This is a genomic window from Nioella sp., from assembly GCF_964229645.1.
Taxonomy (GTDB): domain Bacteria; phylum Pseudomonadota; class Alphaproteobacteria; order Rhodobacterales; family Rhodobacteraceae; genus Nioella.
The window spans coordinates 1-13,627 of sequence record NZ_CAXREX010000051.1 but is presented as its reverse complement, the minus strand read 5'-3'; the positions used below and the strand labels follow the sequence as shown (position 1 = coordinate 13,627).

At 66.2% G+C, this 13,627-nt stretch carries 13 protein-coding genes and 1 pseudogene; 2 read left to right on the top strand and 12 right to left on the bottom strand.

Annotated elements, in window-relative coordinates:
* Positions 1-150, top strand: a pseudogene (locus ACEQXV_RS03435) (cysteine synthase); the annotation flags it as partial.
* Between the two features lie 233 nt (positions 151-383).
* Here ACEQXV_RS03435 and ACEQXV_RS03430 read toward each other — a convergent pair.
* The 4 genes from ACEQXV_RS03430 to ACEQXV_RS03415 form a co-directional block, all read right to left on the bottom strand.
* Positions 384-1,709, bottom strand: coding sequence for a pyruvate dehydrogenase complex dihydrolipoamide acetyltransferase (locus ACEQXV_RS03430; RefSeq protein ID WP_370267914.1), 1,326 nt, complete (start codon positions 1,707-1,709; stop codon positions 384-386).
* 12 nt (positions 1,710-1,721) lie between these two features.
* On the bottom strand, positions 1,722-3,101 hold the full coding sequence (locus ACEQXV_RS03425) for a pyruvate dehydrogenase complex E1 component subunit beta (protein WP_370267912.1): 1,380 nt from the start codon (positions 3,099-3,101) through the stop codon (positions 1,722-1,724).
* 16 nt (positions 3,102-3,117) lie between these two features.
* A complete protein-coding gene (gene pdhA / locus ACEQXV_RS03420; RefSeq protein WP_370267911.1) occupies positions 3,118-4,119 on the bottom strand; it encodes a pyruvate dehydrogenase (acetyl-transferring) E1 component subunit alpha in 1,002 nt (333 codons plus the stop codon).
* Positions 4,120-4,274: 155 nt separating this feature from the next.
* The gene (locus ACEQXV_RS03415) at positions 4,275-4,568 is read right to left on the bottom strand and encodes a septum formation initiator family protein (RefSeq protein ID WP_370254557.1); all 294 of its coding nucleotides are present in this window, start codon (positions 4,566-4,568) and stop codon (positions 4,275-4,277) included.
* Positions 4,569-4,851: 283 nt separating this feature from the next.
* Here ACEQXV_RS03415 and ACEQXV_RS03410 point away from each other — a divergent pair, with 283 nt between their 5' ends.
* Entirely contained in the window at positions 4,852-5,805 is a 954-nt protein-coding gene (locus tag ACEQXV_RS03410) for a methyltransferase domain-containing protein (protein WP_370267910.1), read from the top strand.
* A gap of 61 nt (positions 5,806-5,866) precedes the next feature.
* Here the strand turns inward: ACEQXV_RS03410 and ACEQXV_RS03405 are convergent, their stop codons facing one another.
* The 8 genes from ACEQXV_RS03405 to ACEQXV_RS03370 form a co-directional block, all read right to left on the bottom strand.
* Positions 5,867-6,760 (bottom strand): fructose bisphosphate aldolase, encoded by an 894-nt coding sequence (locus ACEQXV_RS03405; protein ID WP_370267908.1) that lies wholly within the window; start codon positions 6,758-6,760, stop codon positions 5,867-5,869.
* 150 nt (positions 6,761-6,910) lie between these two features.
* Complete coding sequence (locus ACEQXV_RS03400; protein ID WP_370267906.1) at positions 6,911-8,575, bottom strand: hypothetical protein; 1,665 nt, start codon at positions 8,573-8,575, stop codon at positions 6,911-6,913.
* Between the two features lie 87 nt (positions 8,576-8,662).
* Positions 8,663-9,850, bottom strand: a complete 1,188-nt coding sequence (gene pgk, locus ACEQXV_RS03395; RefSeq protein ID WP_370267904.1) for a phosphoglycerate kinase — start codon at positions 9,848-9,850, stop codon at positions 8,663-8,665.
* 258 nt (positions 9,851-10,108) lie between these two features.
* On the bottom strand, positions 10,109-11,110 hold the full coding sequence (gene gap, locus ACEQXV_RS03390; RefSeq protein WP_370267902.1) for a type I glyceraldehyde-3-phosphate dehydrogenase: 1,002 nt from the start codon (positions 11,108-11,110) through the stop codon (positions 10,109-10,111).
* Positions 11,111-11,229: 119 nt separating this feature from the next.
* The gene (locus ACEQXV_RS03385; protein WP_370254889.1) at positions 11,230-11,373 is read right to left on the bottom strand and encodes a hypothetical protein; all 144 of its coding nucleotides are present in this window, start codon (positions 11,371-11,373) and stop codon (positions 11,230-11,232) included.
* Positions 11,374-11,445: 72 nt separating this feature from the next.
* Positions 11,446-12,075, bottom strand: coding sequence for an outer membrane protein (locus tag ACEQXV_RS03380; protein WP_370267901.1), 630 nt, complete (start codon positions 12,073-12,075; stop codon positions 11,446-11,448).
* Positions 12,076-12,188: 113 nt separating this feature from the next.
* Complete coding sequence (locus ACEQXV_RS03375; RefSeq protein WP_370267899.1) at positions 12,189-12,695, bottom strand: helix-turn-helix transcriptional regulator; 507 nt, start codon at positions 12,693-12,695, stop codon at positions 12,189-12,191.
* A gap of 145 nt (positions 12,696-12,840) precedes the next feature.
* A partial coding sequence (locus tag ACEQXV_RS03370; protein WP_370267897.1) for a type I glyceraldehyde-3-phosphate dehydrogenase occupies positions 12,841-13,627 on the bottom strand: 787 nt, incomplete at its 5' end.

Genomic DNA, 13,627 nt, shown 5'->3' with positions numbered 1-13,627 from the left:
ACAGCCCCCAAGGGATCCCGTATCCTGTGCATGCTGCCCGATACCGGTGAACGTTACCTCTCCACCCCGCTCTTCGATGGGGTCGAAAGCGAGATGACGGAGGAGGAAGTGGCGCTCATGCGCTCCACCCCCGGCTACCAGATGGGCTGACCCCTTCTTCTTTGCCCAAATACCCCCGCCGGAGGCATCCGACCTTGCCACCTGGCGCTGGCCTGAACCGGGCAGGACGGACCGCTCCACCATTCCGTGGCAACGCGGCCCGACGACGGCCCCAAAGGGGCCCGAGGAGGGGCGCTCCCCGGATCGACGCCGCAGGCGGCGAAATCGCATAGAAAAAAGGGCGGCCTCGGTGGCCGCCCTTCCGGATCCTACCGACTGAAGACTCACGCCAGAATGGTCAGCGGGTTTTCCAGGTTGTCGACGATGGCCTGCAGCAGTTCCGCCCCAAGCGCGCCGTCGATCACCCGGTGGTCCACCGACATGGTGACCGACATCACGGTCGCCACCGTCAACTCGCCATCTTCGCCCACGACGGGCTTCTTCACGCCCGAGCCGACGGCCAGGATGCCCGCATGCGACGGGTTCACGATGGCGTCGAAATTGTCGATTCCGAACATGCCGAGATTCGAGATCGCGAAGGTGCCGCCCTGGTATTCGGCGGGCGCGAGCTTGCGGTCTCGGGCGCGCTTGGCGAGGTCCTTCATCTCGGTCGAGAGCGCCGAGAGCGACTTCATGTCGGCGTCTTTCAGGACCGGGGTGAACAGGCCGCCCTCGATGGCCACGGCCACGGCCACGTCCGAGGGCTTGAGTTGAAGCACCCGGTCTCCGGCCCAGACCGCGTTGCAGGCCGGCACCTGCTGCAGCGCGTTGGCCACGGCCTTGATGATGAAGTCATTGACCGAGAGCTTCACCCCGCGCGCTTCCAGCTGCTTGTTGAGCTGGCTGCGGAACTTGAGCAGTGCATCAAGCTTGATGTCGCGGCGCAGGTAGAAATGCGGAATGGTCTGCTTGGCCTCGGACAGTCGCGCAGCGATGGTCTTGCGCATGCCGTCGAGCTTGATTTCCTCGTATTCCCGGCCTTCGTACATCCGCGCGACCATGTCGGCAGAGGGTCCGGCAGGCGCGGCTGCGACCGGGGTCGGAGCTGCGGCGGCGGGGGCTGCGGCAGGGGCGGCTGCGGCAGTAGCGGGGGCTGCGGTTGCCCCTTCAACGTCGGCCTTCACGATCCGGCCACGCGGCCCCGAGCCCTTGATGGCAGCGAGGTCGAGCCCCTTCTGGGCCGCGATCCGGCGGGCCAGGGGCGAAGCGAAGATGCGGCTGCCATCGGCACCGGCAGGCGCTGCCGGGGCAGGGGCGGGGGCCGCCGCTGCAGCGGGGGCCGCTGCGGGCGCGGCGGGAGCGGATGCCTCGGTCGGGGCGGCAGAAGCTGCCGGGGCCGGGCTGGCCGCAACGTCACCGGCGCTTTCGCCATCGCCCAGAAGCACGGCGATCGGCGTGTTCACTTTCACGCCCTCGGTGCCCTCGGCGATCAGGATCTTGCCGATCACGCCATCGTCCACGGCTTCGAATTCCATCGTCGCCTTGTCGGTCTCGATCTCGGCCAGAAGGTCGCCCGAGCTGACCTCGTCGCCTTCCTTGACCAGCCATTTCGCCAGCGTGCCTTCCTCCATCGTGGGGGAGAGGGCGGGCATGAGAATTTCAGTAGGCATGATGCGCTCTCCTCAGCGGTAGGTGACTTGCTTGACGGCGGCGATGACCTCGTCGGTCGTGACCAGCGCGTGGCGTTCAAGGTTGGCCGCGTAGGGCATGGGCACGTCCTTGCCGGTGCAGTTGATCACCGGCGCGTCGAGATAATCGAACGCCCGCTCCATGATCGTTGCCGACAGGTGGTTGCCGATCGAGGCCACTGGGAAGCCCTCCTCCACGGTCACGCAGCGGTTGGTCTTCATGACCGAGGCAATCAGCGTGTCGTAGTCGATGGGGCGCAGGGTGCGCAGGTCGATTACCTCGGCGGAAATGCCCTCTTCGGCCAGCTTGTCAGCCGCTTCCAGCGCGTATTGCATGCCGATGCCGAAGCTGACGATGGTCACGTCGGTGCCTTCGCGCCAGATGCGGGCCTTGCCGAAGGGAATGGTGAAATCATCCAAGACCGGAACGTCGAAACTGCGCCCGTAGAGGATCTCGTTTTCCAGGAAGATGACCGGGTTGTTGTCGCGGATCGCGGTCTTCATCAGGCCCTTCGCGTCCGCTGCCGAATAGGGCATGACAACCTTGAGGCCCGGGATCTGCGCATACCATGCGGCGTAGTCCTGGCTGTGCTGGGCGCCCACGCGCGCTGCCGCGCCGTTGGGGCCTCGGAACACCATCGGCGCGCCCATCTGGCCGCCCGACATGTAGAGCGTCTTGGCCGCCGAGTTGATGATGTGGTCGATGGCCTGCATCGCGAAGTTGAAGGTCATGAATTCCACGATCGGGCGCAGCCCGCCGAAGGCCGCGCCGGTGGCGATGCCGGCAAAGCCGTGCTCGGTAATCGGCGTGTCGATGACGCGCTTCGATCCGAACTCGTCCAGAAGCCCCTGGGACACCTTGTAGGCCCCCTGGTACTCGGCCACCTCCTCGCCCATCAGGAACACGGTGTCGTCGGCGCGCATTTCCTCGGCCATGGCGTCGCGGATCGCTTCGCGCACGGTCTGGGTCTTCATCTCGGTGCCCGCCGGGTAGTCGGGTTCAAGATTGACACTGGCCACGGGGGCCGCGGCTGCGGCAGCCGGGGCAGGGGCGGCTTCGCGCACCACGTCCTCGGCGGGGCTTGCTGCGGGCGCTGCGGCGGCGGGGGCCGGTGCGGCAGAGGCGTCTTCACCCTCTTCCAGCAGCACCGCGATGGGGGTGTTGACCTTGACCCCTTCGGTGCCTTCGGCGACCAGGATCGGGCCCATCACGCCTTCGTCCACGGCCTCGAATTCCATCGTGGCCTTGTCGGTTTCGATCTCGGCGATGATCATGCCGGATTCGATGGTATCGCCTTCCTTGACCAGCCATTTGGCCAGCGTGCCTTCCTCCATGGTCGGCGACAGGGCGGGCATGAGAATTTCAGTTGCCATTGGTCTTCGTCCCCCCTCAGGCGTAAATGTCGGTCCAGAGTTCCTCGAGCGCGGGCTCGGGGCTCTCCTTCGAGAATTCGGCGCTTTCGTTCACGACGGCCTTGATGTCCTTGTCGATGGCCTTGAGGTCATCTTCGGAGGCGTGGCCGCCAGTGAGCAGAAGCTGGCGCACATGTTCGATGGCGTCGCGTTCCTCGCGCATCTTCTGCACTTCCTCGCGGGTCCGGTATTTCGCCGGGTCCGACATGGAATGGCCGCGATAGCGGTAGGTTTTGACTTCCAGGATGTAGGGGCCCTTGCCCGCGCGGCAGTGTGCGACGGCCTTTTCGCCCGCGGCCTTCACCGCCAGCACGTCCATGCCGTCGACGGTTTCACCGGGGATGCCGAAGGGCTCGCCGCGGGTGTAGATGTCGGCGGTCGAGGTCGAGCGGTTTTGCGCGGTGCCCATGGCATACTGGTTGTTCTCGATCACGAAGATCACCGGCAGTTTCCACAGGGCGGCCATGTTGAAGGTCTCGTAGACCTGGCCCTGGTTCGCCGCGCCGTCACCGAAATAGGTGAAGGTGACGTTATCATTGCCGCGATACATGTCCGAGAAGGCGAGGCCCGCACCAAGCGGCACCTGCGCACCCACGATGCCGTGGCCGCCGTAGAAATGCTTCTCTTTCGAGAACATGTGCATCGAGCCGCCCTTGCCCTTGGAATAGCCGCCTTCGCGGCCCGTGAGCTCGGCCATCACGCCCTTGGGGTCCATGCCGCAGGCGAGCATATGCCCGTGATCGCGGTAAGAGGTGATGCGTTTATCGCCTTCCTTGGTGGCCGCTTCGAGCCCCACGACGACCGCTTCCTGGCCGATATAGAGGTGGCAGAAGCCACCAATGAGGCCCATGCCGTATAGCTGGCCAGCCTTTTCCTCGAATCTGCGGATGAGCAGCATCTCGCGGTAGTATTCGAGCAGTTCTTCAGGCGAAACGTTTGGTTTTGCAGCGGTTTTCGCCGTTGTCTTGCGTGCGGCCATGGCGGACCCTCCTCACCGTCAACGAAAATAGTTTAACGTTGAACTATCTTCTAGCAGAGGGGTTCGAAAAAATCACGCATAGAATTGACCCTGCGTCCGATCGCGCATGAAAACCCGCTATGCACCTGGGGAAAGGCTGGCCCGGAGGGGCAGTATCAGGGCAGGACGATCTCGTCGGGGCGCAGGTAGCCAAGCCGCTCGCGCGCCTGTTCTTCGAGAAGATCGAGGTCGAGATAATCATCCGACAGCCGATGCGTCAGCAGCGCCATCTGCTGCGTTTCCACGCGCAGCGCGTCGAGCTCGGCCCGGTGGGTGTCGCGTTCCGCTTCGATCTGGATGCGCCGGAACAGCCCGTAATCCCCCTGCACCGCGGCAAAGGTGAAATAGGCCCCAACAAGGAGCAGCCCGAGGGGCAGGAAGAGCCCCGATAGGGTTCGTCGCCGTTGCATGTCTCTGCCTCATCTCCACCCGTCATGTCGCGGGCGGTTGCTGACAGATTCGCATATCCCGTTTCAAAAGGGAATCCCCTGATTCGCCTGTCTTTCGAGTCCCGGCCCAAGCAAATGAGTCTCATCGCATGGCGGTGCGGGATGGTTGCCGTGACATGGCCATTGACAGGTGCCCCCCGGTCCCCATATCGGGCAGCCGAAGGCCCCATATTGCGGGGCGCGTGACCTTCGCCGCGTGGCCGGGACCCCGGCAAATGAGCGAAGCCCTTTGAAAGAGACAGCCATGGTCGGACGGCCATTTCCTTCTGGCGACCCGGCGGCGGACCGGCGTGCGGGCTATGCGGAAACGCTGGCCCATATCGGCGATATCGCGGCGGCGGTCGAGGTGATGCAGGGCGCGCTGGAGCTTGCGCCGGGATGGGCTGCGGGCTGGGTCCGCCTTGGCGACTACTGCGAGATGAGCGGCGATGTGGAAGGCGCGCGCGCGGCTTTCGCGCGGGCGGTCGATGCCGATCCCGCCGATCCGCTCGGGGCCAGCCTGCGGCGCGAGTTGCTGGGGGCCGAACCGATGCTGGACGCGATGCCGCCCGCTTTCGTGGAACTGCTCTTCGACCAGTATGCGCCGCGCTTCGAGGTCTCGCTGGTCGACAAGCTGGGGTATCGAGGGCCGGAGCTGGTTCTGGCGGCGCTGGACCGGGCCGGGGCCGGTAGGGCCGCGCGCGCGCTCGATCTGGGTTGCGGGACCGGCCTGATGGGGCAGGTGCTGCGCGGGCGCTGCGACTGGCTGGAGGGGATCGACCTGTCGTCGGCAATGCTGGAAGTGGCGCAGGGCAAGGGCGTCTATGACCGGCTGGACAAGGCCGATATCGCGACGCTGGACCTGGGCGGTGCGCCTTACGACCTGATCGTCGCGGCCGACGTGTTCATCTACCTTGGCGCGCTGGAGCGGGTCATTGCCTGGGTCGCGGGCATGCTCAGGCCCGGCGGGCATCTGGCCTTCACCGTGGAAACGGGCAGCGCGCCTGTCGAACTGCGCCAAAGCCGCCGCTTCGCCCATTCGCGTGTTTATGTCGAAGGGCTGCTGACGGATGCCGGGTTTACCGGTCTGCGGCTTGCCCCTTGCGTTCTGCGCCAGGATCGCGGCGCGCCTGTGGACGGGCTGGTGGTGGTGGCCACCGCACCCGCGATGGCCTGCGCGCGCCCAGAAGGCGCGGGCGAGGCCGGGGCGATGGCCTGACACGGAAAAACCCCGGGTCCTGCGGGACCCGGGGCCTGTGCCGTATCGGTCTGCTTCGGGCTCAGCCCGCGACGGATGCCTCGTAGATCGCCTGGATCGCGGCATCGAGCGTCTTGTCGAATTCCGCGTCGCTCTGCTGTGCGGAAAGCCCTTCGGTCAGGGCGCGGCTGAAGCTGGCGATCATGCCGGTCTGGCGCGACAGGCGATCATTGGCCTCGTCACGGCTGTAGCCGCCCGACAGCGCCACGACCTTGAGCACGCGGGGATGATCCACCAGCGGCTTGTAGAGATTGTCGACCTCGGGCAGCGTCAACTTTAGCATGACCTCGACATCGGCGGGCAGGGCGTCGAGCTGCGCCAGGATCGCGTCGCGCAGCATCTCTTCTGCGGCGGCCTTGTCGGAGATCGAGATCGTCACCTCGGGCTCGATGATCGGCACCAGCCCGTGGCCCAGGATCTGCTTGCCCACCTCGAATTGCTGATCGACCACGGCCGCGATGCCCGCAGCGTTCGCCGCCGAGATGACCGAGCGCATCTTGGTGCCATACATGCCCTTGGCGACGCCACGGTCCAGCAGCGCGTCGAGATCGGGCATCGGCTTCATCACCTGGCAGCCGTTTTCCTCGGCCGCCAGTCCCTTGTCGACTTTCAGGAACGGCACCACGCCGCATTCTTCCCACAGGTATTGCCCGGTCGGCACCCCGTCGATGTCGCGCTCCATCGTCATTTCGAACAGGATCGCGCCAACCACGCGCTCGCCCGTGAAGGCGGGCGACTTGATGATGCGGGCGCGCATCTGGTGGATGAGGTCGAACATCTCCGCCTCAGAGCCGTAGCCGTCCTCCTCGATGCCATAAAGCCGCAGCGCCTTGGGCGTCGATCCCCCCGATTGGTCGAGCGCGGCGATGAATCCCTGTCCGGCGCGGATACGGGCGGTCTGGTCCTGGTTCGGCATGTCTGTCTGTCCTCGGCAAGTCGCGTGGGGCTCGCGCCCCGCAGGGGCGCGCTTGCCCCCCTGATATTGCAGCCCCGGCGGGGCTGCAATTCTGGTTACGCTAACGGTAGCCGCGGCAAAGGGATGCCGCGGCCTATGCGGATGCGCGCCTCACTGGTCGGATGGGGCGGGGCTGAGCGTGGCCGGGGCCTGCACCGCGAACCATTCTTCGCTGGCATGGTCGTTGACCTGGCCCAGAAGCCCCAACCACCGTTCGGCGTCTTCCTCCTCCATCCGGTCGGCCATCGTCTCCAGCTCGTTCACGATCGAGGCCGAGGCCATGTCGCCCGAAGCCAGCGCCAGCAGCCCGTAGAAATAGGCCACCGTGTAGCGGCGCGGCGCGCCAAGCCCGGTCAGCGCGGCTTCGGCGCGGGCGCGCAGTGCGCGTGCGGGTTCGGTGCCGTCGAATTCGGGCCGGTCCCCGGTTTCTTCCTGCAGCGCGATCACGTCGCCCATGGGCACCAGCGCCTCCAGCCGGTCGAGCTGGGCAAATGCCATGCGGTCACCCGCTGCGGCGGCCTCGCGCGCGATGCGGTAGGCGAAAGCGGGGTCGAGCGCGTCGAGCGTTTCGAGCGCCATCTCCAGCGCCTCGGCATGGCCCGCTTCCAGCAGCGGGGTCAGAAGTTCCATCGCCCGTTCGGGGTTGCGCGGCACGCCCACGCCGCTCAGCAGCGCGTGCGACAGGCGCAGGATGTCCCCGTCGCTGAACGGCACGTCGCCGCCAGCCACCCAGGCCGCGATCAGATCGCCGTCTTCGCGCGTCAGCCGCGTGTCGGGCCGGTCGGCATCGGTCAGCAGCGCGGGCGCAAGATCAGCCACGAAGAGCGCGAAATCCTCGAAGTGATCCTCGGTCAGCCGCACTGGGGCTTCGGGTGTGAATTCCAGGCGCAGGGTGCCCGGGCTCTCTGCGAAGGCGAGGAAGGCTGCAACGCCTGCCTCGATCACGTCATAGGCGGCATCCAGCTCGGGGGCATTCACGGGGGGCGGTGCGGGTGTGGCGGGCGTGGCCGGGTTTTCATCGCCCTTGCCGTCGGAGGGCGCCGGCGCAGGCTCCGGCGTGGGCAGCGGCACCGACGGATCGCGCCACTGGGGCAGCACTTCGCCCACCAGCATCGGCACCAGCACGTCCGGGGACAGCATGGCAGGCGGGATCTGGGCGCCAAGGGCAGACCAGACACCCCGGTCGGTCAGTTCGATCTCGGCATAGGCGAGGTCGGCGACCGGCTCCTCCGCGTCGAAATTTACGGCGAAATAGTCGAAGGCCACATGGGCGCGCATCTCGGCCAGCCCCTCGGAGACCCCTTGCGCATCCACCGTCAGCGCCGCGCTGGCATAATCGTATTCCAGGCGAATTTCACCCCGGTCGAGTGCAAAGCGCGTGATCCCGGCCTCGGCCATGTCGCGACGCTCGGAGGCGCTGAAACAGCCCTCGCTCATCTCGGCCCCCATCACGTCGATATCGAGCGCGCCATAGGCAATCTGGTCGAGCGGCGCGGTGGTGATGACGGCCCGGTCGAGCGTCACCAGGCAGTCGGGCTGTTCATAGGGCGAAAGCTCCAGCCCGGTCAGGATCATGCGGCCATCCAGCGGGCGGATATCCATATGCGCATAACGCAGGTCCGCGACCCCGCGCAGCGCCGAGACCAGCAACTGCCCCCCCATATTGGCCAGCCGGTTGAGGCTGAAGAGGTCATATAGCGTGACGGGCGTCGCCCCGGCGGCAGAGGCCAGAAGGCCCGCCAGGGTGGTGGACAGAAGAACCGGCTTGAGGGACATGGGAAACACCTCGGGCTTGAAATGAAAAAAAGCGGATGAGGCCAGCAAACCCCATCCGCCCTATCCATGGCAAGCCGGGAAGGACGGTCAGCCCTCCAGCGCGGCCACGCCCGGCAAGGTTTTGCCTTCCATCCATTCCAGGAAGGCCCCGCCTGCGGTCGAGATATAGGTGAAATCATCCGCCACCCCGGCCTTGTTGAGCGCGGCCACCGTGTCGCCGCCCCCGGCCACGGACACGAGCCGCCCCGCGCTGGTCAGTTCTGCCGCGACGCGGGCCGCGGCATTGGTGGCGCTGTCGAAGGGCTCGATCTCGAAGGCACCGAGCGGGCCGTTCCAGACCAGCGTTTTCAGCTGCGCGAATTCCGCGACGATGCCCGCGACCGCGTCCGCGCCCGCATCGAGTACCATCTCGTCGGGCTCCAGCACGGTATCGGCATCGAGGAACTTGTTCTGATGCGCCGCGCCCGCCTTGAATTCGCGCGCCACCAGCCCGTCGGTCGGCAAGAGGATCCGGCAACCGCTCGCCTCTGCCTTGGCCATGATCCCGCGCGCCGTGTCCAGAAGATCCGCCTCGACCAGCGAGGCCCCGAGCCTGGCCCCCTTGGCCATCAGGAAAGTATTGGCCATGCCGCCCCCGATCACGAGAACATCCAGCTTTTCCACCAGGTTGTTGAGCAGGTCGAGCTTGGTCGACACCTTGGCGCCGCCCACGACCGCGCCCACCGGACGCGCGGGGGTGCCAAGCGCCTTGTCCAGCGCCGACAGTTCCTCGGCCATCAGCCGCCCGGCGCAATTGGGCAGCAGATGCGCCACGCCCTCGGTCGAGGCATGAGCGCGATGCGCCGCTGAGAAGGCGTCGTTGCAGTAAACATCCCCGAGCGAGGCCAGGAACCCGGCCATCTCGGGCGCGTTCTTTTCCTCCATCGGGGTGAAGCGGGTGTTCTCCACCAGCACGACCGCGCCATCGGGCAGGGCCTCGATCGCCTCGCGCGAGGGCTTTTCAATGAAGGTAACGGGTCTGCCCAGCTTCTCTTCCAGCGTGGGCAGCGTCACGCGCAGGCTCATCTCGGGCACCGGGGTGCCCTTTGGGCGCCCGAAATGGGCCAGCAGCACCGGGGTGCCCCCCTTGGCCAGGATGTCCTTCACCGTGGGTACGATCCGCTCGATCCGGGTGGCGTCGGTCACGCGGCCCGCCTCGACCGGCACGTTGATATCGACGCGGGTCAGAACGATCTTGCCCGCAAGCTCCATGTCGTCGAGCGTTTTCCAGCCCATGGAATCCCTCCTGTCTAAACTCTGCCGCTCATAGCATCCCGAACGCAAAGAGGCAGCCGCCATCATGCCGCTGCCCCTTCTTCTTTGCCCAAATACTCCCGCCGGAGGCATCCTGTCCCCGCATCCCCCGCCATTGGCCCGACAGGCAGCGCCGCCCATTCGGGTCTTCCGTGGCAACGCGGCCCGACGAGGTCCCCGCGCAAGCGGGGGGTGAGGCGGGGCGCTCCCCGATCGCCGCGCATCGCGCGGCGACACGGCTTACAGGTGCTTGCCCATCTCGGCAGCGGTGTCGAGCATGCGGTTGGAAAAGCCCCATTCGTTGTCATACCAGCTCAGCACCCGCACCATGCGGCCTTCCAGCACCTTGGTCTGGTCGGTCGCGAAGGTCGAGCTGTGCGGATCGTGGTTGAAATCCATCGACACCAGCGGCTTGTCGGTCACGCCCAGGATGCCCTTGAGCGGGCCCTCGGATGCCGCCTTGCGTATCAGCTCGTTGATCTCCTCGGCGGTGGTATCGCGCGCGGCCTCGAAGGTCAGGTCGACCACCGACACGTTGGGGGTGGGCACCCGCACGGCCACGCCGTCGAGCTTGCCTTTCAGTTCGGGCAGCACCAGCCCCACGGCGCGCGCGGCCCCGGTCGAGGTGGGGCTCATGCTCAGCGCCGCGGCGCGGGCGCGGGAGAGGTCCGAATGCATCGTGTCCAGCGTCGGCTGGTCGCCGGTATAGCTGTGGATCGTGGTCATGAAGCCGCGCAGGATCCCGACCCCGTCCTGCAGGACCTTGGCCACGGGGGCGAGGCAGTTCGTGGTGCAGGAGGCGTTCGAGACATGCAGGTCATCGGCCGTCAGCGTGTCGTGGTTGACGCCATAGACGATGGTCTTGTCCGCCCCGGTCGAGGGGGCCGAGACCAGCACCCGGCTGGCGCCGTTTTCCAGGTGCACCTTGGCCTTGTCGCCCTTGAAGATGCCGGTGCACTCCAGCACGATATCCACATCGCCCCAGGGCAGCTCGGCGGGGTTGCGGATCGCGGTCACCGCCATCTTGCCCCGGCCCGCGTCGATCCAGCCCTCGCCATGGCTGACCTCGGCGGGGAAACGCCCGTGCACGCTGTCGAATTGCAGCAGGTGCGCATTGGTTTCCACCGGCCCCAGGTCATTGATCGCGACAATCTCGATATCGGTGCGTCCGCTTTCGATCAGGGCGCGCAGCACCAGCCGTCCGATCCGACCGAAGCCGTTGATGGCAACTTTCACGGTCATGGCTCATCCTCTCTCGTCTTGGATGACCCCCTCTGCCCGGGGATCATGTTAACGCTAACATGGGCGCTGTGTAGACGATCCCCACGCAAAAAGGAAGGCGAATTTGAGGGGCAGGCGGGCTATCGCCAGAAGGCCACCCAGTCCAGCAGGCGCAGCAGAAGGCGCCCGGCCAGAATGTGCAGGTCCCAACCGAAAACCAGGAGGTCGGCGGCAAAGAGGCCGATGATGAGAAGGCCGAGCCAGAAGGCGATGGTATTGGTCATGAACCTGCCGTGATCGAAAAGCACTGCGGCCACTCTAGGCAAGCCCGGCGGCCGCGAAAAGGGGCAGGGTGGTCAGAAGTACTGAACGAATCCCAGGCGGATCAGACCGACCCGGCCCGGGCTTGCGCTCCAGCCGCCTTGAAGGGGCAGCGCCCGGTTTCCGAATTCCATCACCTGCGCCTCGGCGCGCAGGATCCAGCCGCGCGACATCGGGTGTTCGTAGCCGATCCCGGCCAGCCAGCCGGTCCGGTGATCTTCCACCTGCGCCAGCCCGGCGCGCGCATATTCGAACTGCCCAAGCGCCAGCCCGGCAAAGCCGTAAAGATGCCCGCGCCCGACACGTTGGCCGATCTGGGCGCGCAGGGCGATGTAGCGGTCGAGACGGGCAAGGCATGTGCCGCCACAGCCCGCTCCGGCAAGGCCCTCCGCCCCAGGCACGGTCATGTCGAGCGCGATCCCGTAGACCAGCCCATCGAGCGGCCAGGAATAGCCCAGGATCAGGCTGCCCCCGGCCCCGTCCATGTCGAGCCCGGTGACGGTTCCGGGCGTGCTCCAGCTGCTGTCGGCTCGGGCCAGGCTGCGGCTCAGGCCGGCATGCAGGCCCGCGAAGCGAGGGTCGCGATCCTCCTGCGCCATCACGGGTGGCGCACTCATGGCCGCAACGGCGACAAGACACACCAACCCCATGATTTTACGGATCATCTGCTCCCCCAAAATGCCCCGGACAGGCGATTCTCATTCGCTTGCCTGTGTTAACTAAAGGGGAAGCCCCGCGTCTTTGCCAGAGAAATCTTGCGCCGGGAGACCGCCCGGGATCAGGCGGTGCCCGGGGCCCTGCGGTCCATCAGTTCTTCTATCAGAAGGCTGAGCAGCTCCCCCCGGTTTCCGACCCCGGCCTTGCGGTAGATCGCGTTGAGCTGCGACTTGACCGTGCCCTCTGCCGAGCCGCGCATGGTGGCGATCTCGGTGATGGAAATGCCCTTGACGGTGAAGTGCCCCACGTCGCGTTCCGCGATCGTCAGGCCCCAGCTGTCGAAGCGGTCCTCCACGAGATCGTGAAAGGCCTTCGCGGCCAAGTCGACCTGGGCCTCCAGGTGGGCCTGGCGATGCAAAAGGCGCTGCAGGATGCGGCTTTCGAAACCGATCGCGGCCAGCAGCGCCAGCGTGGCGGCGGACTCGAGCAGGAAATGCAGGTTCGGCCAATCCTCGCCTGGCCTCAAAAGGGCATCCTGCGCCACGTCCCAGACGAAGAACATCGTGCACAGGAGCTGGGCGATGATCAGCATCGCGGTGGCCGAGGGGCGTTGGGTCAGGTTCGTCATGTCGGACACAGGCTACGCTGGAGACGGTCGACGGATCACCGAGGTAAATTGACGCCGCTTTAACGCGGGCGCAAGGCAACGAAAAACGCCCGGTCACTCGGGCCGGGCGTTCCTTGTTTTCCAGTCCGCGATGACGCGGCCGAGGTCAGTTCAGCAGGCGGCCCATATGGGCGGCCACGTCGGCCATGCGCGCCGAGAAACCCCATTCGTTGTCGTACCAGGCCAGCACCCGCACCAGCCGCTTGCCCGACACCTTGGTCTGATCGGGGGCGAAGATGGAGGACTGGGTGGTGTGGTTGAAGTCGATCGAGACCTTGGGCTCGGGATCGTAGCCCATCACCATGCCCATGTAGCCATTGGCGGCCTCTTCGACGATCTCGTTCACGTCGGCAACGGTCACGTCCTTGCCAGCCACGAAGGTCAGGTCCACCGCCGACACGTTGGGGGTGGGCACGCGCATCGCGGTGCCGTCAAGCTTGCCCGCCAGCTCCGGCAGCACTTCGCCAAGCGCCTTGGCCGCGCCGGTCGAGGTCGGGATCATCGCCATCGCGGCGGCACGGGCGCGGTAGAGGTCCTTGTGCCGGCGATCGAGCGTCGGCTGGTCACCGGTGTAGCTGTGGATCGTGGTCATCAGGCCGCTCTCGATACCGATCGCGTCATTCAGAACCTTGGCCAGCGGCGCCAGGCAGTTGGTGGTGCAGGAACCGTTCGACACCATGGTCTCGCCGGGCACCAGGTCGCGGTGGTTGACGCCGTAAACAACCGTGCGCTGCACGTTCTTGGCCGGGGCCGAGATCAGGACCGCCTTGGCGCCCTGTTCCAGGTGCACATTGGCCTTGGTGCCATCGTTGAACTTGCCGGTGCATTCCAGCACCACGTCGCAGCCCGACCAGTCAAGCTCGCGCGGGTCATAGGTCGAGAAGACCTTCATC

What these genes read in the sequence shown, in the direction of transcription:
- ACEQXV_RS03380 (WP_370267901.1), bottom strand. Translation starts at nt 12,075, where the DNA reads ATGATCCGTAAAATCATGGGGTTGGTGTGTCTTGTCGCCGTTGCGGCC.
- gap (WP_370267902.1), bottom strand. Translation starts at nt 11,110, where the DNA reads ATGACCGTGAAAGTTGCCATCAACGGCTTCGGTCGGATCGGACGGCTG.
- ACEQXV_RS03400 (WP_370267906.1), bottom strand. Translation starts at nt 8,575, where the DNA reads ATGTCCCTCAAGCCGGTTCTTCTGTCCACCACCCTGGCGGGCCTTCTG.
- pdhA (WP_370267911.1), bottom strand. Translation starts at nt 4,119, where the DNA reads ATGGCCGCACGCAAGACAACGGCGAAAACCGCTGCAAAACCAAACGTT.
- ACEQXV_RS03375 (WP_370267899.1), bottom strand. Translation starts at nt 12,695, where the DNA reads ATGACGAACCTGACCCAACGCCCCTCGGCCACCGCGATGCTGATCATC.
- ACEQXV_RS03415 (WP_370254557.1), bottom strand. Translation starts at nt 4,568, where the DNA reads ATGCAACGGCGACGAACCCTATCGGGGCTCTTCCTGCCCCTCGGGCTG.
- pgk (WP_370267904.1), bottom strand. Translation starts at nt 9,850, where the DNA reads ATGGGCTGGAAAACGCTCGACGACATGGAGCTTGCGGGCAAGATCGTT.
- ACEQXV_RS03410 (WP_370267910.1), top strand. Translation starts at nt 4,852, where the DNA reads ATGGTCGGACGGCCATTTCCTTCTGGCGACCCGGCGGCGGACCGGCGT.
- ACEQXV_RS03405 (WP_370267908.1), bottom strand. Translation starts at nt 6,760, where the DNA reads ATGCCGAACCAGGACCAGACCGCCCGTATCCGCGCCGGACAGGGATTC.
- ACEQXV_RS03430 (WP_370267914.1), bottom strand. Translation starts at nt 1,709, where the DNA reads ATGCCTACTGAAATTCTCATGCCCGCCCTCTCCCCCACGATGGAGGAA.
- ACEQXV_RS03385 (WP_370254889.1), bottom strand. Translation starts at nt 11,373, where the DNA reads ATGACCAATACCATCGCCTTCTGGCTCGGCCTTCTCATCATCGGCCTC.
- ACEQXV_RS03425 (WP_370267912.1), bottom strand. Translation starts at nt 3,101, where the DNA reads ATGGCAACTGAAATTCTCATGCCCGCCCTGTCGCCGACCATGGAGGAA.